General features: G+C 44.7%; 18 protein-coding genes and 2 pseudogenes. 11 read left to right on the top strand and 9 right to left on the bottom strand.

Translation table 11 applies throughout. The annotated features are described in order from the left end of the window. Positions 1-120 precede the first annotated feature (120 nt). Positions 121-942, top strand: coding sequence for a transporter substrate-binding domain-containing protein (locus SDE_RS14660; RefSeq protein WP_158303881.1), 822 nt, complete (start codon positions 121-123; stop codon positions 940-942). Positions 943-1,549: 607 nt separating this feature from the next. On the opposite strand, the gene SDE_RS14655 is transcribed toward SDE_RS14660, so the two are convergent. After that, the gene (locus SDE_RS14655; protein WP_011469272.1) at positions 1,550-2,665 is read right to left on the bottom strand and encodes a PepSY-associated TM helix domain-containing protein; all 1,116 of its coding nucleotides are present in this window, start codon (positions 2,663-2,665) and stop codon (positions 1,550-1,552) included. 71 nt (positions 2,666-2,736) lie between these two features. Then, the gene (locus SDE_RS14650) at positions 2,737-4,797 is read right to left on the bottom strand and encodes a TonB-dependent siderophore receptor (RefSeq protein WP_011469271.1); all 2,061 of its coding nucleotides are present in this window, start codon (positions 4,795-4,797) and stop codon (positions 2,737-2,739) included. A gap of 643 nt (positions 4,798-5,440) precedes the next feature. Here SDE_RS14650 and SDE_RS23100 point away from each other — a divergent pair. Continuing rightward, complete coding sequence (locus tag SDE_RS23100; RefSeq protein WP_011469270.1) at positions 5,441-5,656, top strand: helix-turn-helix transcriptional regulator; 216 nt, start codon at positions 5,441-5,443, stop codon at positions 5,654-5,656. Between the two features lie 19 nt (positions 5,657-5,675). On the opposite strand, the gene SDE_RS23175 is transcribed toward SDE_RS23100, so the two are convergent. Further along, the gene (locus tag SDE_RS23175) at positions 5,676-6,029 is read right to left on the bottom strand and encodes an AAA domain-containing protein (protein WP_226986434.1); all 354 of its coding nucleotides are present in this window, start codon (positions 6,027-6,029) and stop codon (positions 5,676-5,678) included. Here SDE_RS23175 and SDE_RS23245 point away from each other — a divergent pair. The 8 genes and pseudogenes from SDE_RS23245 to SDE_RS14600 all read left to right on the top strand — a co-directional run. Continuing rightward, positions 5,973-6,307: pseudogene (locus SDE_RS23245) on the top strand (transposase); the annotation flags it as partial. The gene SDE_RS23175 and the pseudogene SDE_RS23245 sit on opposite strands and share 57 nt — an antisense overlap. Positions 6,308-6,523: 216 nt before the next feature. Then, positions 6,524-9,262 carry a carbohydrate-binding protein gene (locus tag SDE_RS21415; RefSeq protein WP_011469268.1) on the top strand — a complete coding sequence of 913 codons (2,739 nt, stop codon included), beginning with the start codon at positions 6,524-6,526 and terminating at the stop codon, positions 9,260-9,262. An 870-nt stretch (positions 9,263-10,132) separates the two neighbouring features. After that, positions 10,133-10,477 (top strand): hypothetical protein, encoded by a 345-nt coding sequence (locus SDE_RS14625; RefSeq protein WP_011469267.1) that lies wholly within the window; start codon positions 10,133-10,135, stop codon positions 10,475-10,477. 130 nt (positions 10,478-10,607) lie between these two features. Continuing rightward, positions 10,608-10,829 carry a hypothetical protein gene (locus tag SDE_RS14620; protein WP_041324740.1) on the top strand — a complete coding sequence of 74 codons (222 nt, stop codon included), beginning with the start codon at positions 10,608-10,610 and terminating at the stop codon, positions 10,827-10,829. Continuing rightward, the gene (locus SDE_RS14615; RefSeq protein ID WP_011469265.1) at positions 10,826-11,782 is read left to right on the top strand and encodes a tetratricopeptide repeat protein; all 957 of its coding nucleotides are present in this window, start codon (positions 10,826-10,828) and stop codon (positions 11,780-11,782) included. Before SDE_RS14620 ends, SDE_RS14615 begins: the two co-directional genes overlap by 4 nt. Positions 11,783-12,237: 455 nt before the next feature. Next, entirely contained in the window at positions 12,238-12,609 is a 372-nt protein-coding gene (locus SDE_RS14610) for a hypothetical protein (RefSeq protein ID WP_011469264.1), read from the top strand. A 51-nt stretch (positions 12,610-12,660) separates the two neighbouring features. Beyond that, entirely contained in the window at positions 12,661-12,951 is a 291-nt protein-coding gene (locus SDE_RS14605) for a hypothetical protein (protein WP_143710901.1), read from the top strand. Beyond that, positions 12,930-13,169 carry a hypothetical protein gene (locus SDE_RS14600; protein WP_143710900.1) on the top strand — a complete coding sequence of 80 codons (240 nt, stop codon included), beginning with the start codon at positions 12,930-12,932 and terminating at the stop codon, positions 13,167-13,169. Before SDE_RS14605 ends, SDE_RS14600 begins: the two co-directional genes overlap by 22 nt. Positions 13,170-13,358: 189 nt before the next feature. Here SDE_RS14600 and SDE_RS14595 read toward each other — a convergent pair whose 3' ends face one another. The 4 genes and pseudogenes from SDE_RS14595 to SDE_RS14575 form a co-directional block, all read right to left on the bottom strand. Beyond that, positions 13,359-13,694, bottom strand: coding sequence for a hypothetical protein (locus SDE_RS14595; protein WP_011469263.1), 336 nt, complete (start codon positions 13,692-13,694; stop codon positions 13,359-13,361). Between the two features lie 151 nt (positions 13,695-13,845). After that, positions 13,846-14,679 (bottom strand): annotated as a pseudogene (locus SDE_RS23260) (TOTE conflict system archaeo-eukaryotic primase domain-containing protein). After that, entirely contained in the window at positions 14,669-15,040 is a 372-nt protein-coding gene (locus SDE_RS14580; RefSeq protein ID WP_011469262.1) for a helix-turn-helix domain-containing protein, read from the bottom strand. The pseudogene SDE_RS23260 and the gene SDE_RS14580 overlap by 11 nt, the downstream one beginning before the upstream one ends. 102 nt (positions 15,041-15,142) lie before the next feature. Beyond that, positions 15,143-15,448: a type II toxin-antitoxin system HigB family toxin gene (locus SDE_RS14575; protein WP_011469261.1), complete on the bottom strand. Its 306-nt coding sequence runs from the start codon at positions 15,446-15,448 to the stop codon at positions 15,143-15,145. 59 nt (positions 15,449-15,507) lie between these two features. On the opposite strand from SDE_RS14575, the gene SDE_RS14570 reads away from it, so the two are divergent. Then, the gene (locus SDE_RS14570) at positions 15,508-15,708 is read left to right on the top strand and encodes a helix-turn-helix transcriptional regulator (protein WP_011469260.1); all 201 of its coding nucleotides are present in this window, start codon (positions 15,508-15,510) and stop codon (positions 15,706-15,708) included. A 378-nt stretch (positions 15,709-16,086) separates the two neighbouring features. Here SDE_RS14570 and SDE_RS14565 read toward each other — a convergent pair whose 3' ends face one another. Further along, positions 16,087-16,770, bottom strand: a complete 684-nt coding sequence (locus tag SDE_RS14565) for an ATP-binding cassette domain-containing protein (RefSeq protein ID WP_011469259.1) — start codon at positions 16,768-16,770, stop codon at positions 16,087-16,089. Then, complete coding sequence (devC, locus tag SDE_RS14560; protein ID WP_226986511.1) at positions 16,770-17,912, bottom strand: ABC transporter permease DevC; 1,143 nt, start codon at positions 17,910-17,912, stop codon at positions 16,770-16,772. Before devC ends, SDE_RS14565 begins: the two co-directional genes overlap by 1 nt. Positions 17,913-17,943: the final 31 nt, after the last annotated feature.

Here is a 17,943-nt window from a genome sequence, read left to right as displayed (position 1 = left end):
TGCCGCATCAACTATTGCAAGTTGCTACTTCTTTGTGGTGTAAAGGCATGTTTATTGTTAATTGTTCTAACCTTCAATCTGGTTCACGCCCAGCCAAGTATATCCGGCGGAATTGGCCCTATGGTGATCAAAACCATGCCTCCGGAATCCGATAACGATTTACGCCACGCCTATAAAATACGAATTATCAAAGCTGCGCTCGATGCAACCATCGAACAATATGGCCCCTACATCATTCAAACACCCACTTATAGCATGAACAGTTTGCGCGCCTTCAACAAGCTAATGTTGCGCGAGAGTGATATTAATACCGTTGTTGGCCTGCCAACTAAACAGCGTGAAATGGACGCTATACCTATTCGCATTCCAATTCGACGCGGCTTACTTAACTATCGGCTAATGCTGGTGCGAAATGCCGACCTGCAAGAGTTTCAAAATATTCGTACGGCGGAACAGTTAAAAACAAAATCTGTTGGTATGGCCGTAAATTGGCTAACAGCAGATGTAATGAAGCGGCAGGGTTACACTATAGTTTACGGTACCGAACGTGACACGCTCTATAGCATGCTTGCTCACGGCCGTTTTGATTATATGTTGCTAGGGGTAAATGAAGCTTATAAAGAGGCAGAGCACCACTCGCTTGGTGAGCAGGGCATAAGCATAGTGCCTGGTGTGGCAGTGTACATAAATATGCCCTCGTATATTTTTGTAAGTAAGCACGAACCGCTTATTGCAAAGCGTATTCGAGATGGGCTAGAAATAATGCAAGGCTCTGGCGAGTTGCACGCGTTATTTGAGCAGGAGTATGGCGAGTATATTCAGAGCGCGAAATTATCTGAGCGCGACATAATAATAATTCACAATCCAACCCTGCCGGACTCTATAAAACTTATCGAACCTGAATACTGGTTAGATGTGCAAAGAGCTGCCGCGAGTGAGTAGTGTTTATCGGGTATTGTAACGCCAGTATCTCGCAGCTCTGCCTAATCGCGACTTAGTATCATTATTGCCAGATTCAACTGCGGCTTTTCGCAGAGTATAAGTGTGAAGTAAGGCTACACAGCATACGCAGCAGAGCTTAGCAGAATAATGCTAAGTGTTTGTACCTCTTTGCCGCTTAATTTCGTCCGCACGCTTTTGCGTGATTATAAGAAACACTACCTAGGCCAACACCCAAAATATAAATACCGCGATAAACCAGCCTATTTTTTCCACCGTGGGAACGTTTAGACACTAGCACATGAAATTCTGGGCCCAAGCATAATACGAAAAATATAAACAATATTAAGAGCTGAAAAAATTAATTGCGCTCATATCAAAAATCCTTCCTTAATTAAAAATATAATTAATAACCCTGTTATAGCGAAAGCAAGTGCAAACTATCCAAGGGGTGCGTTAAGTGTCTGAGTACAGCTCAGCCTATTACCTGTAGCTAATCAATATTAAAGGCCATGCCTAGTCTGGCAAAGATATAGGCTCTCACACTGTGCGATTATTGTTTAAGTTGTGAATCTACGATACTGCCCGAAGATTGTTTTTCTTGGTGCGCTCATCCTTTTTTCTTCTTTTTCCTGTTTCTAAATATCCAAATATACAAGCCTGTTACTCCCAGTAAAACGGGCGATAATCCCACCACACACCATATAATCTTGCTGCCTAAGCCTCCGAAAGACCCAAAGTGAAGTTCGCGAAAGCTGTCGGTTGTTTTAACTACTGCGCTGGCATCGCGACCATCAAAGGCGTTAAGTAATTCTCCATTTGTACGGTCGTAGGTGACGGTAGAGGAGTAGTTGCTCGCAAAAGGGTTGGCGCGCTGTTGGTGACCAAATACAGTTATATTTACCTCTGGTTCGTACGGGTAGAGTAAATAAGTTGGGGTAAAAGTATCAAGTTGTACTCGGCTATCGTTTAGTAACTGTTGAAAATCGATGCTGCTATCGTAGAGGTTTTCTGTCGGTTCAAAATGCTCTTCGCTGGGGTGTTCAAATAATTCGTGATAAATAGCCACGGCATTAAAGTAAATACCGGTAACGCCTAGAATAAAAATAATAGGAGACGACCAAGCACCAACTAAACGATGAAAATCGCCAGAAAATACACGCAAAGATACTTTAATACGGAGGTCGAATAATTTTAGCCAAAACTTTCTGTGAATAACTAAGCCAGTTATGCCCAGCAAGGTTAATATTACTGCCGCAATTAAACCCAGTACCGTACCCCATTGGGCGTGCTTGCCACCTATGCCGTTTAGCATAAACGTGTAATGCAGTTGCAGTAGAAAATCGGTTATATAGTGACTAAAGTTTACCGGCTCGCTCAGTACTTTATTTGCAAAGGGGTCAAAGTAAATTTTAAACCAGTCGTCGGTGCCTTTTTTAACGAGGTACACGCGGTCAGCTTCGTGCCCATCGTTAAATAGCTCCCACGCGCCCAAAATATAATCTGGAAACTCACCTTCTATATGCTGCTGCAGAATGTTGTGATTAAGTCGTTCGGGTACTTCTTTTTCGCTCTGTGTATAAGGTAGAGCGGCTACTTTTGGCATAAGCCATTGGTCAATCTCAACCTTGAACACCAAAATACTGCCCGTTATTGAGACTATAAATAGTGGTATTAAGGCAACTAGAGCCAAATAACTGTGAACTTTAAAAAATGTCTTTCGCATTATTCTCTCACACTAAACGAATTAAGCCCGCAACAGAGGCGGGCTTTTTTAGGTATAAAGTACTGGTTAGATTATAGCTTCCAGCGTACTGTGGCACTCATGTTGCGCGGCTCGCCGAAATACGCTTGGCTCCAATACAGGCTGTTTAAATACTTCTCGTTACCTAGGTTTTCTAGGTTTAGCGACACACTTAACTGGGCGTTAATTTGATAGTGCGCAGCAATGTCTAGTAAGGTAAAGGCATCTTGGGTATACGATCCATCGCTTGTGGTAGTTTCATTCTGCCATTTAACCGAGCTACCAATTTTTAAGTCAGGCAGACTAGGCAATACATATGAAGCCGAGAATTTTAAAAGCTGTGTGGGAATGAACGGACGCGCATCTTCGTCGTCTTCTTTAATATCCAATACCGTTAAGCCGGCGCCAATGTTTAAGCCATCAGTAACCTCACCAGAAAATTCCAGCTCGTAGCCAGAGCTGCTTAACTCCGCAGTTCGGTAGATTGCAATGCCGCTTTCATTTCGAGCTACAAATACACCAAAATCACTTTGTTCAGATGAAAATGCTGCAAGTGTTAGCACTGAGCGCTCGTCATTAAACGACTTTTTCAACCCTAATTCAGAGGATGCCCCCACGGTAGCACCAAGCGGTTGCAGCTCGCTGTTCACCCAAGTTTGTTGCTTAAATACTTCGCTGTAACTTGAGTACAACATTAGACTGTCGATTAATGCATAGGTAACCCCGAAATAGGGTACAGTTTTATTTGCACTCGCATTCGATTCGCCGCCGTAGCTTACGCCTGTTTGCTCAAGCTCTGTATTTCTTGCACCCAATAATAACGCTAGGTTATCAAGTACATTTAAACGCGCAGCCACATAAAACGCTTTTTGGCTTAGGTCTATATCGGTGGAGCTTGTGGCGGGGTCGTGATCAGGAAAATCCATCGCTGGAGTATTGCCTTTGGCCCAGTCGGCGCCAAGTACCGGGAAGCCATCGGTATTATTGTAATGCGATGCTTCGGCAAGGTTGGTATCAGAATCGCTGTAACCAAGTACTAGCTGGTGGTTTCTTTCAAACAGGCTAAAATCGCCAGATACAAACAAATCTACATTTAATTGCTCTTCATCGCGCTCATAGGCACTGGCATAGCCAAATAGTCCAACTTCGGTTTCGCGCTCGGGTGTACCGTATACGTAAAATAAGTTTGAATCGTAAGTTGATTGGTTATGCGTAAGGTGTAAATGCGCTGTCCAATTTTGATTTATGTGATGTTCCAGCTCTGCAAAACTTTGTTTTTGCGTAGTGTTGGCAAACGTCCAGTCGGGCGCATTACTGGTAGATACGTCATAATTTGTACGCGAGCCATCGGTATAAAGTAAGGGCAACGCACCCCATAAAACACCTTTAGATTCATTGCGGTCGTAACTGTATCCCGCCGTTAGCATGGTGTTATCGCTTAAGTCGAACTCAAAAATGCCGTAGCCCAATTGAGTTGTGTTTTTATTGCGATCTAAATGGGTTTCACCATTGTCATAGGCCACAACTGCTCGTGCTCGCACTGAATCTGAAAGTGCAGTTGCTATATCCACTTCGGCGCGCTTGTTTTGCCACTGTCCAAGGCTAAGTGCAGCAGATGCTTGCAAATCATCAGTTGGTCGTTTGCGTACATAGTTAATTGTTGCAGAAGGGTTCGCCAAGCCAGTAATCAAGCCTGCAGAGCCTTTAACAATCTCAACTTTTTCATAAATAGCCGTATCTTGTTGGCCTAAATTCAAGCCGCTAATAAAAGGAATGCCCACACCATCGTATTGAAAGTTAACAATATCGAAGCCGCGCGCAGTGTAGTAGGTTCGATTAGTTTCAACTTCTTCTACGGTAATGCCTGGTGCATAGTTAAGCACATCAGAAATGCTGGTTAACGCAAATTCGTCCAGCTGCGCTCTAGAAACCGCGGTAACGGTTTGCGGGGTTTCAAAAATACTTAGCTCAAGTTTTGTTGCAGTGTCTGTCTTTCCCTGCTCACCATATATAAAGGTTTCTTCCAGCTTAGAGCTGGTGCCTTCCTCGGCAAAAGCAACAGATGTAGTAGTTAGGCAGATAAAAGCTACCAAAGGGGACAGTCGGGAAATCATAATAAGGAAACACTCCAAAAATGGCCAAAGTGAGCAGTTAGAAATAATGCTCTTAATGTGTGCGAATGATAACGCTTAACATTTAGATTAGCAATAAAGGAGTTGTTTGGCGCCAAAAAGCCGTGTTTTAGGCTGGGTGAGTGTTGTTTGGGTTTTAAGGGCAGATAGATAAAGGGCCGTTGTGGGGGGATTGGGGCGATACGGCGGCATTACGGTTTAGAAGTATTGGTAATAAGGGATAAGTTATTGTAAATACGACGGCCGCATTAATCTGCCTGTTAACTTTCCTCGGCAATCGGCGGGGGGATTGGATTCGGGCCATCCTTGGCCCTCACCCCTGCGGGGCGACCTGACGGTCGCCCAAAATTGTTCCTGACAATTTTGTGAACCCCGACTGTGGAAGCTCAAAAGTCAGGCTCACAGCCAATAAAAAAGTCCCACCCTTGCGGGTGAGGCTTTTTTATTGGTTTGGTGGTGGGGCGGGACGCGGGTTCAGTTCCCTAACTCGCAACCGAACAAGTCCATTAAATACCTGCGATTAGCTATCGATATTTATGCCTCTAACCAACCCAAATTAGCTTGATTTGATCCGTAGTTTTGAGCGTTCATGGTGGTTACCAAATAGTCCAACACAGGAGTTTTTATGACGGTAATACACATGGATCAGAGGCAGCTGGCGAATCGATGGGGCGTAAGTGAAGCGACTTTAGAGCGGTGGCGTTCCGAAAGGATTGGCCCCAGGTATTTGAAACTACAGGGGCGAGTTATGTATCGGGAGAAAGATATTGAGGCCCCAGAAGCCAACTGCTTGAGGCAGTCGACTTCTGGGGCTGTCAAAGAAAGTATTAGTTCTTCGTGACTGCATTAAACAGATTTACCTACTTGAGCTGGTCAACCCGGCTCACCGGTGTTTTGTCGATATTAGGATTGCCGACGACTACTGCCAGTGATTGTGCTCTCGATATAGCTACGTTAATGCGGTGCTTATCGAAGAGGAAGTTCAGTCCTCGGGGTGATTCACTGGTGTCGCTGGCACACATGCTCAAGAACACAATTGGGGCCTCTTGGTCTTGGAACTTGTCGACCTTGGCTTGCTCGCCCAGTGCAGCGCGAAGTTTACTGACTTGATGGTTGTCCGAGCGACAAACAGTACTTACGTAATGGCAAGCTTGTACGTCGCCTGCCGCATCGCCACTGAGGCTCAGCGTCGTCGTAAGGTCTTTGCCCTGCAAATCTTGCTTGGGCGAGGAGATCAGGCAATGACCAACCGCCGCGTGGCCAGCTACATCGGTTTTTTCCAGCATGCTGGCGTAGTTGCGAAAGCTCTTCAGCGGGACAAACTTGCGCGGCTTTGCTGCTACGTGAGCCGCCCTGCGCTTCCCGAGAAGTGTCTGGCGTTGATGGCTAGCGGGCAGATTCGCTATGAACGCAAAACACCGTATCGCAATGGAGCGACTCATATGATCTTCGAGTCATTGGGGTTCATAGCAAATTGGCTGCGCTGGTACCCTAGCAGCGAGCCAGTTTCTCTCTTACCCATGGGGCGTTTTGAGATGCTTGAGAACGAATAGTGATTCGTGTGACTTAGGCGTGCGTATAAAGTTTATACTGCCGCTAGTATAGTGCCTGCAACTTCCACCACGACATTATCAAAGATAGGTTTATTGCGGTAGTAATTGTAATAAACCGACTGTTTAAACCAAAAATAAACGGAACAGTTACACACATGAAAAAAATCCTGTTTTTGGCCTTAGGCCTTTTAATAAGTCAGGCTTCGTTTGCCCAGCAGACGATTTCAAGCCTTGCCGAGTTTATTGCTCTTCAAGATGGCAGCAATCAAAACATAAAAATGGCCCCCGGCACCTATCATATATCATCATCGTCTAAATCACTGTTCCCCGGTGGGGATTGGCGGGCGAACGTCGAAGGTAATTGGCCGGGCCTGTTTAAGTTTAGTGGCAACAATAATACGTTTGACCTGACCGGCGTTACCTTCACCTTCGACTCCACGATCTTGTTAGAAATGCCTAATCTTGTTCACGCAAACCTCATGGAGTTTGGGGGTTCCGGTAACGTTTGGAAGGGGCTGAATATTCAGGAGAAGCCCAACAGTAAGGGCGAGTACGGCGCTTTTATTCATACCTCTGGCGGCACCATCGCTGTATTCACTGGGGATAATCACAAAGTTTCTGATTTTACTTTAAAGACACGTTTTTCTCGGCCCTATGGTTTAGGTTCTCTCTATGGAAAAACGGGTAACTCGTCTAGCACGCTGCCCGGCGTTCGCCTGTCCAAGAAAACGGCCATGTTTCTTATTAGTTTAGATGATAGTTACTTTGAAAATGTTCTGATTGATCACAGTGGCTTTGGTCATACGCTTGCCTTTAACGGTGTCGATAACGTGGTATTCAATACCGTTGAAATCATCGCAGAATCTCGCTCTACCGATGATTTGTATGCTAACGGCATTGGCGGAACAGACCGCAATGGTGTGCCTTTTAACGTCCTCTTTAATGGCGATGAACTCATAGGAACGAATTTTGCCGATGCCGATTACTTTCTTAACCTGTTTGATACGGATAACTTCAATCAGTGTCAAAACATGAGCGGTGGCGTGCAATATTCGCCCATCCGAAAAGGTTACCAATATAGCCTGACTGAAGATTCGTTTCGCGGGTACTACAGTGCTGGTTCCCTTGGCAATATCGAGATTTATAACGCCACCGTTACGGGTTCAAGAGCGGGCGTCGTCATGGAATATGCGAGCGAGGGTATGATTGTAGACGGTATGACGGTTAGAGGTATTGCCGGGCATGGCGTGCCAGCGTGCGACGGCGCGTGGAATTCAGCTAACGGTGGTGAAGGCGATGCTTCCGCCTATGGTCCTCCATCAAACAGTGTACTTAAGCGTGCGAAAGCCGATGCCGCCTATTCCACTGTTTTAGAAATCCCCAATTTTGTCGATAACGTGACGGCCGATATTGAAGTGTTGGACCCGTTAAACGGTTACAACCGTCCTTCGGCATCAAACGCTTTGGCGCTTATTAAAGGTGATGATCACGATATTCGACTTTGGAAACGTGATAACCAAGCCTTAACCCGTGACTTGGTGGTTAAGGTGAGTGATGCGGATAATCTATTGCTCTGTAACATGACAAAACAAGGCGTGACTGTCGCCAGCAGCGTGACCAACTCCACCATTTATTCTGTTGGTAGCATCAGTAATTCAAGTGGCAGTTCTAACACGGTGGTAAAACTGTCAAGCGCAGCTGACGAGCCAGCGATATGTAAAGCTCTTGAGACTAACGAAGTTATAACGGATTGCGGTGATTTTGATGCATTCGCCGGTATCCAAGCCGAAGCCTACTGCGATATGGCTGGCGTTGAAATTGAATCCTCCAGCGATGACGGTGGCGAACAGGTTGGTTACATTAACAACAACGAATGGATTGCATTCAACGATGTTGATTTTGGCAATGGCGCAAGCGGTTTTGAAGCGCGCGTTAGTAGTGCTACCTCCGGTGGCAATATTGAGCTTCGTTTAGACAGCCAAACAGGCGCGTTAATTGGCACGTGCTCTGTTAATGGAACGGGCAGTTGGACGACCTATGAAACGGTTTCTTGCGATATCGGTGGCGTCAGCGGCGTGCAGGATTTGTACCTCGTGTTTACCGGAAATAGTGGCTATTTAATGAATGTTAATTGGTTTAACTTCACGCAAGCTGCAACGAATTGTTCTCTGCCTTGGAGTGACAGTGACTTCAGCGTTGAAAAAGAAATAGTTAACTACAGTTCCGGTGCTATTGATATTTCATGTGCTTCCAACGTTGAAATTTCCATGAATCTAGAAGGTGTAGGCGCCATGGAAGATGCCGATTACTTGAACGTTTATTACCGCGTTGATGGCGGTGCCCAACAAGTGATATCTGAAAATGTGAATGCGTTTTCTGAAAAAACCGTATCGGTATCAGGTATCAATGGCAGTAGCTTAGAAATTATCGCCAATGTTTATACCAGCTATGGCGCAGAGATTTATACGATTTCTGATATGAGTGTTAAAGCTGATTCGCAAACAGCTTATTCTCTAGAGGTTGTTTCTGTCTTAGCCAGTGCGGACGATGGCAATGTGCCTGCCAATACCCGTGATGGCGACCTGGGTACACGCTGGTCGGCTAATGGTGATTCGCAGTGGATTACCTATGATCTTGGCAGCAGTAAAACTGTGACCGATGTGGGCATCGCCTTTTTTAGAGGCGACCAACGCACGGCATTTATCAGCATCGAAACCTCAACCAATAATAGTACCTGGCAAACCGTTTATTCTGATGAGCAGTCAAGCAGCACAACAGAGATTCAAAATTTTGATGTGACCGATAGCAATGCTCGCTATGTAAGAATTATTGGCTACGGAAATAGCGTAAATAACTGGAACAGTTTTACGGAGGTCGAGATTATTGGTCGTTAATTTGCCTGGTAGCAAAGCGATTTTTTTAAAGATAGGATGAAAAGCGCGCCGCGCATTTTGCTATTTGTGTGGGGATCTAAAGCGGTAAATCTAAGCGAACGCTGGGTGGTTGATAGTACTTTGTATCAAGCTCTCAGCGTTGGTTTTGCTTTTGTGTTTTGATAAAGCGAGGATAATAGTTTGCAGACGATGAACACGACATAAATCATCGTCGGGTTCAGAGCGGCAACTGAAACGCTGCATTGACTAAAAAATGCCACTATAATCGCTGACGGCATGCTCACAAAATTTTCAGCTTAAGACATAACAATAAACAAGGCGAAAATCGATCAAATTCAATCTGCTTAATATATGTATTGAAACAATGCCGCAATCCGAAATTGATATGTGAAAATGACTAGCCTTATTTATTTCGATCTAGGGAGACTCTGATTAACCCCAAACGCATTTTGGCTTACAGGCATTTTTGTCCTCTAGGCATTTTATTGAGACAGACTGGTTGTCTGGCGAAATAAAATAACGACGAGGACGATGATGCCTGTAAGCCAAAATGCGTTTGGGGTTAATCAGAGTTTCCTGTATATGTTTAGTGTAGAGAAGTGTGTAAGAGAAGCCCTTGAGGAAGAGGTATGTATTTGGCAAAATAACATGAAAGGGAATATTCGAGTCTTGGAGCTTCCTCCGCTACCCCAAAACGACCCAATTATCGCTTCAGCCATTTGGTAAAACTTCGGGCTGGATGCCGGCAAAAACTTATCTGCGGTAGTTGCTGCTACTGTAAATAAAGCAGCGCTTCCCATTTGGTTAACAATTAAAGCTCAAGAGCTATATGCTAGCCATTATTGCGAGAAACAAAGTGATAGCTATGCAATGCTTAGCACGCATTACCAGCGGTTTAAATCTCAACTTATAGATAGTATTGATGATGCAGAACGACGCTTTTTCGTTCAGCCTTTTGCGCGAGAAGTACAGACGTGTATTTGTGAGCTATATAAGAATAGTCAATTCAATCGAGCAACAGAATCGATCGATAATATTAGAGTGTTAATTCGCGAATCAAAGGTAATAGTAACTTCAGATGAAACGATTCGCGCGCTAATACAAAAGAACCTAAATAAAGTAGCGCAAGGTATTATCGATATTTGTCAAGGCTCTGCACAAGCAGGGCGAAATAAAATTCTTTATGTGTCCAATAAGCTGCCCCTTAGTGTTTAGGCAAAAAATAGCAGACCGGCGCAGTTACTTAGTTCGCGAAGTGTAGCTAGCGACAGTTGCAGTGGTTATGGTGTGCAGCGGCAGGTGCCAGCAGGTTACAGGCAGGTGGATACTACAGATACGCCAAGGTATGGCAGAGCTTTATGCCAATGCTCATAAGTTTGAAATTACGCATAAAGACTTTCTTACAATAGAGCCTTGCATGGATACCAGCTACGTTAGAGAGCGCACCATGAGCCAGCCAAGCGTGAGCTCGTTATTGACAGCGTCATTGCGCGGCACCAAAAAGTCTTTAGTGGATACCTACAACCAGTTGAATAGCGCCTCCGCGCCTCGAGCAGTTGGCTTATGAGTAAAGTTATTTACAATTTGTATGGCTTGACTTCTCCTGTTCCAACTAAAGCTATATTAAGGCTTGTAGCGTTTGGTTTGGTTGTGTGTGTTGTAGGCTGCGAGCCTGCACGCGAGCAAACAGAAGAAGAAAAGGCATTAGCGGAGTGGGAGAGTGCAAGGCTTGCAGATTTGGAGTGGGCTAACGAAAAGCGTGGGCGCACTCAAGATAGGCCAAACGACGAATGGCAGTGGACAATATCGAGCACGCCCCTAGCCGAGCTACAGCAGAAAGCAAAACAGGCAGCGCTAAAACGCAATGAATTAAAATTCACTGCATCGGCTCCAGGTAAACACGCCATTTTTGTAGAGGCTAAAGAGTCGATAAATAAAGAAGAACATAAAAAAGCAGAAGAGTTACTTTTAGCGTTAGCAGAAGAAGGCTATGTAGATGCAGAGTTTGAGCTGTACCACTTCTACATCCCTTGGCATGAGCCGTCGGACTTTTCACATCAAAATGCAGAGAAAGCTTTGTATTGGTTAGATAAGTGTTTAGCTAAAGGGTATGCAAAGGCGCAATATGCCTACAGCTACCTGCACACAAAACCAAGCCATAGCGTAAAACCAGTTCATTTCGGAACAGCGTTTGATTGGGCCTATATTGCAGCAGAGCAGGGGTATACCAGAGCGAAGATTGCAATTGCCATGTCCTACTTCGACGGCAGGGGTATTGAACGAGATTTGGTGGAATCCTATAAGTGGCTAGAATTAACGATTAATCGCCCGCTAGATGTCGCCGAAAACGACCCTAACTACGCAATATCCCGAAAGCCTTTTGCCCAAAGCCTGCAACAACAAATTGCTACCGACAACAATATGCCACCCCAAAAAATAGCCGAAGCAAAACGCCTAGCAAAAGAGTGGGAGCTAGCCCACCCTTACGCTTATAAAAGTGTGGATGAGGTGGGGTATTAAGCATTAGCTGGGCGTGTTGAATGCGCTTCGCTTAAAACTGCTATTTCCATAAGTTCAGCAAAGGTAGCAAGGATTAGCAATAAGCTTGAGTGCAGGCATAGTTGTTAGGCCTTAAGGAACATCTGCTTCCTAAGGGCGGCTTCGCCCTCAATCCAGCGGCAATATGGGATTTGAGCTCACGTCCATATTGGCGATGCTCATATCTTTAGGTTGCGACAGACCACCGCCAAACCCAGTCAAATAACGTTATTGGTGCCATCGCTAAATCAACCTGTGAAACAATTCCTGCGATGCCCATCACACAGTCTTACAATCGGCTGATTTAGAGCGTCAAATTATTCAGGGAAAAACTACAACACGGGGCACTATTCGTTATGTCAGTTGAAAGCGTAATTGTAAAAAGCAACTAATGCTTAGAGGATCGAGAAAATATTCCATCTGCGCCACTATGGCATATGGGCAAGGTTGCTGTATTTGAGTCAAAAGAAAGCTTTGACCTATTGCAAAACACAATTGATTACCTCACGTGTAAAGGTAAGGCGGGAAGGCAGTTCACCAGCAATGAAAAGGAATTTATGACAGAACTTTTCGAGGCTCTATGGTGGGGTGGGAAATTTCACGGTTTTAAAGAAGCTGCTGAATTAGCGAACCACTATGTTAATGGCGATGGGAAAATATTAACAATCAATGCGCAAGTTTATAAAGAATCTGTAGTTGTTAAAGATACAATGACTGCAATGAAGTCCTACATTAAAAACCTTGCCGCAAAACGAAGCCCTTTGTCTAATATCAACACAGGTGATAAAGTATTTCTCAACTCTTCATAAGCAAAGCCTTTGATGAGAGGTAAAAGGAACGTCAATACACACGACTACATTTTGAACAATGGTGCACTGCTTGTAGAACCGACCAATCAACGCTTAAAAAATGCTGACCACCGTTTTTATTTAAAGGTCAATACAACCAAAAATGGCGCTAACTTTTTATCGTCATGGAAAGTTGAAAGCGTTTACGATTTTGAGCCATTCAGCAAAGGTTATATTACTGACATTCCGTTAGCTAAAGGCTTTGTATTAAAGCTTCCTGATGGACTTTCTCATCATCTTACAAAAATCGGTGTTGCTAAGGACTTTAAGAATATATCTACATGGCAGGAATTCTGGAAATGATTTTGAAAAAGGTGTTCATGCTTGTGATGCTAGGGGTTGCCAGTTCTGCTTGTTCAAAAATGCCAGATTGCATGGCAGCTGATTCAATTCAAGAAATCGGAAATGAATCACTGAATAACAAAGGGCTAAATCTTTATTTGCGAACATCTGGCTTTAGCGAGAAAGAACACTTCTATGAGTTGTATAGGGGGCGCCATCATTTGATGAGTGTGGAATAACCTCTGCTGATGCCTTGTCTCAGGTGCACGTTGATACGTCCCTTGGGACACCAGAAAGGCTCATTATTAAAAATAATCAAATTGAGATTGAATACAAATCCGGTGAAGCTGGAAATCAGTTAGGCAATGTAATAGTTATCTTAGACTAATTTCCAATAGTCGTTTGCAGATTTGTCGCTATAGAAGTCTCTAAGCTTTACACTCTATGGCTGACATTAGGTCATCTGATTTCACGGTAAATTCTTCACCATCGGGACCACCATTGTGTTTGTCACATAGCGGAACGATGTAGTGTTTATCGTCGTCGCTGCCGGACTCAATCACGTGACCGCCTTCTATCTTTGTTTTTGTTGAACAACCTTGTACACCACAACCACTATTGGTTTTGTTGGCTAACTTTTCCCAGTGTTTAATCCATGATCCACAAGGGTTGTATAGGCGCTTATTGGTTACACTGCCGTTTAGGTTTTTAACTTTGACTGAATTTAAGTCGTCATTGTATTGTTTGAAATTTTTCAATTTCATATTGCCCCTGCTGTCGATGATGTCAGTATCATTTTCAGCTTAGGCATAAAAACCATGCACCACAAGGTTGGATAGAGGCGCGACTCGATAAATAGTAATATCCGCTTACCTCGCTTTCTCAATAATCTTCAAAATCTTGTTTTTGTCGGTTTCACTCAGCCTTGGAACTATTGCCCGACAGTCTCGCTTCTTTTTGCAAAGGTAGTGCGATTAAATTACCAAACCCGCCTTCAGGCATAATATCCTGATTTGGGAAAAGACGATCATAAGAATCAAATGATAGATTCGAGTAAATTTCCATTGCTTTATCTAGCAGACCAAACCCCAAGAGCCTTGCTTCCTTGGCGGGAACTTTCTCGTTGAAGAAAATCCAAAGGTGCGCACCGTTGCCTGAACGTGAAATCTCTAAGGCATGTGGTATTTTGAAACTCTGGCAGGCTTTCGACATCGCTTTCACTTCATCCTTCCATTGGCCTTTAACGAAATCGGCTGCGAGAAAGTAACAAGTGCTGTCGTGCATCAACGGGTAGACTCCCACCACCTGTTGACCAGCTAAGTGGCGATAAATTACCTGGTCGTTGATTTCGGTGAATTGTCGATGATTACAATCTTGGCATTTGACGCGAGGCTTGTGGCAGATCCCCTGTACCCATTCATTCGCGCCGTCTATGGCGCTCACCTTTCAGGCAGCTGAAGCTGTGCAAAACGGCTGTCCTGCCGTTTTGTCGTTATCGCAAGCGACAGAGTAGCCACTGCGCCCTTGTTTGTTTTGCCAGCGGTTAGCAAAAACGTCTGTTCGTCCGCGAAACAAACTCCTGAAGATGGCAATCTTTTGATCTGGTGAATATGAAGTCGAGTCAGGCGCAATCGGCGAGGCTTCTTGCAGTTGCTCTCTGAAGGCTAAAAGCTGTTTTTGCTCCTCTTTGAGTTCAGCGAGCCTCGCATCTATCTCGGCAATGCTTTGAGGGTTTGCGTTATAAGGCATGTGCTTGCGGCGGTTTGATCAGAGACTCCGCAGGAATGCCTAATCCCTTATGCAGGTTCCATATCATTTTCAGTGTGAGCGAGCGTTTATGGTTGAGAATCTCATACACGCGATTGCTCTTACCAATCATGGGTTCAAGATCTTTTACAGTTAAGCCCTTACGCTCCATTTCGAATTTGATCGCTTCAACGGGATCAGGCAGTTCCATATGGAAATGTTTGCCTTCATAGGCCTCGATAAGGGTGACCATCACATCCAGCTTTTCACCTTCAGGTGTGTCAGGACCAGCCATCATTAGGCTTTCAATGTCTTTTAATGCCGCTCGGTAGTCGGCATCAGTTTTAATGGGTTTGATGTCCATAGTTTGTACCTCTCGTTTCTACCTTTTGGGGCATTTAAATAGTTTGTACATCAATCTTGTATTCAGCTCGTCCATGAGCCTCACCCTTCGGGCTCGCTTCGCTCATGAAAATTCGTTCCCGACGAATTTTTCGTATTGCGTATGGGTGCCGATAAAACGAATGTACACCACGCGATAGGCGTAGTTGATCCAAGCGACCAATCGATACTTATTCCCTGCAATATTGAAAACCACACGCCCGTCTTTGAGGATACTGGCATTTCTAAAATCCTGCTTAACGTCAACAGGTGTACTCCAGTCAGCCGCTAACGCAAGGCGATACCAAGCTAGCGTTGGCTCTTTAGCGTCCATGTACTCTGGGTGTTCTTCCCAGAAAGCTTTCAGTGTCGACAAGGCAATGATTTTCATAAAGTAAATAATAGTCCCAAAATGGGACTGTATCAACTAAAATATACTGGAGAATTAATATGAATGAATATCAATCACTTATGACGCAAAGAGAGCTGTGTAATCGTTGGCAAGTGAGTGAGGCTACACTAGAGAGGTGGAGATCCGAAGGGATTGGACCAATTTACGTAAAGTTGGGCGGTCAAGTCAGGTATCGTCGCGAAGATGTGCTGGAGTATGAGGCGAGTTGCTTGCGTAAAAGTACCTCTGAAGCTGTCTGAGTACGAAAGAGTGGGCATAACCCTCATCGTTTCGCATTTCCTGAGAGTAAAATTGCGGGTTAATAAAAAGCCCTAATGGCCGGTGAGGGCTCATTAGGGCTATTTACAAGATGGTGGTGGGGTGAAACACGGGTCTGGTTCCCAAGATGGAAACTGAATCAGTCCAACGATTGCTGTAGCAAGCTAATGCGGGCTGCTGCTTACGCAGGAGCTTCAAAGCCCTGTTTGTCAGAGGCTAGCTGAAACTCGGGTTGACAATTGACTGTGGTCATGCACTTCATCATTAAGCGAAATCTGGTACCCCAAGGCTTTATGGCTTTACTCCATTCCTCTAATATGGTGTGTTCTGTCTTATTAATTCGACTGCGCGCTGCTGTGCTAAACCAACTTATCGGAAATGATACGGCCATCTTCTAAGGTAATGATTCTGTCGGCATACTCTAATATTCTGTTGTCGTGAGTAACCATAATTGTTGTAACGCCACGTTGCTCGCCTAGGACTTTTAAAGTTTGCACCACGTTTTTTCCAGATGTTGAGTCCAATGCGGCCGTCGGCTCGTCGGCAAATATTATCTGTGGATTCGAAACTAAGGCTCGGGCGATAGCAACACGCTGCTTTTGCCCGCCGGACAAATTTTCTGGTAGGTAATGCATTCTATCGCCCAGCCCAAAAAGTGAGAGCACGTGTTTAGCGGCAGTGTTCTGCTTATCCTTTTGCCCTAAGCCATGTACTTCTAAACCCATCAAGACATTTTCAATTGCGGTTAAGCTTTCATGAAGGTTGTGTGCTTGAAAAATAAAGCCAAACTTGCGACGTAGATTTTCTTTGCTCCAATCGTCAAGCCCTAATAGCTCATTACCCAACACTTGAATACTGCCCTGCTGCACGTCTCGCAAACAGCCCATTATGGTAAGCAGTGTTGTTTTGCCTGAGCCCGACGGTCCCATTAGAATAGTCAGTTTTCCTTTTTCAATATCTAAATTGATATCAAACAATGCCTGCTTTTTTGCCTCACCTTGACCAAACCAGTGATTCAATTCTTTAACTTGAATTGGGTGCATTAAAAAAGCTCCGCAGGGTCGGCGGATTTTAGTCGCCGCGTGGCAAAAGCTCCCGACAATGTACAGGCAGCGATGGTGCCGATAAAGACCAAGCTTGCACGAGAAATATCCATCGCCACGGGTAAACCCGTCGCTGTGGACATCACTTCATAAATGAGTAGCGAAATACTCAAACCTGGAATGAACCCCAAGATGGCAAGAATAATTGCCTCTTCAAACACAATACCTAAAAAGAAGCTGTGCCGATAACCGATCGCTTTAAACGTTGCATACTCACGCAAATGGTCTGCCACGTCCGTAGACAGAACTTGATAGACGATAACTAAACCCACCAATATGCCGATAAAAACACCCATGCCAAAGATAACGCCTATCGGGCGCTGGGTAGTTTGATAAGCGAGATCTTCGGCTTGCGCCTTTGCCATACTGCGGATTTTTAACGGTTCATTACTGAAAATATCCATGAGTTTGTTAACCATGGTCGCAACCTGCGTGCCATCAACTAGATTGACTAATAAATGAGACGGTGTGCCTGAGCTGCGATTTGGAAACAACGTTAAAAAGGTTTGATCTGAAACAATAAGTGCACCGTCTGCACTAAAACCACCGCCTAATTCAAAATCTCCGACGATATTAATTTTGGTGCCTGACAGTTCAATAGTGGCATTTTTACTACCGAATAGTGCGTCAATGGTTTGTGTATCTAAACCTCGGGTACGACGATCAAGTAAAGCAGTGCCCGGAATTGCAATCGCTTTTAATTTGTCGCTAAGTAAGCTGCCTGAAAACGCAGTAGCCTCAATAGGCAAGCCATAAACGGTTAAAGACGCGGTTTTTTCATTTGGCAGCAGCCAGTCTACCTTACCTAAATAGAGAGGCGACGCGGCGGACACGCCAGGTACTGCTAACACTTTCCAAAGCCAGCGGCGACTCAATGGCACTCCATCTGTGAGGGTATTGGCATTCGATGAGGAGACTAATATATCTGCGCTGAGAGGGTTATATGAAAAATTGATAGTGCCGCTAAGCGCACCTAGAATACCCAATTGAACAAATACCAAAACATTTGCAAACGCCACGCCGGCGATAGCCGCAAACATGCGCCCTTTAGAATGACTTAGCTGCAGCCAACCGATCGGCATTCTACCTAGAAGCTTGCTTAGCCATTTTACG

Source organism: Saccharophagus degradans 2-40 (assembly GCF_000013665.1).
Lineage (GTDB): Bacteria > Pseudomonadota > Gammaproteobacteria > Pseudomonadales > Cellvibrionaceae > Saccharophagus > Saccharophagus degradans.
The sequence above is the reverse complement of the archived record's forward strand: the minus strand, read 5'-3'. Positions and strand labels throughout refer to the sequence as shown.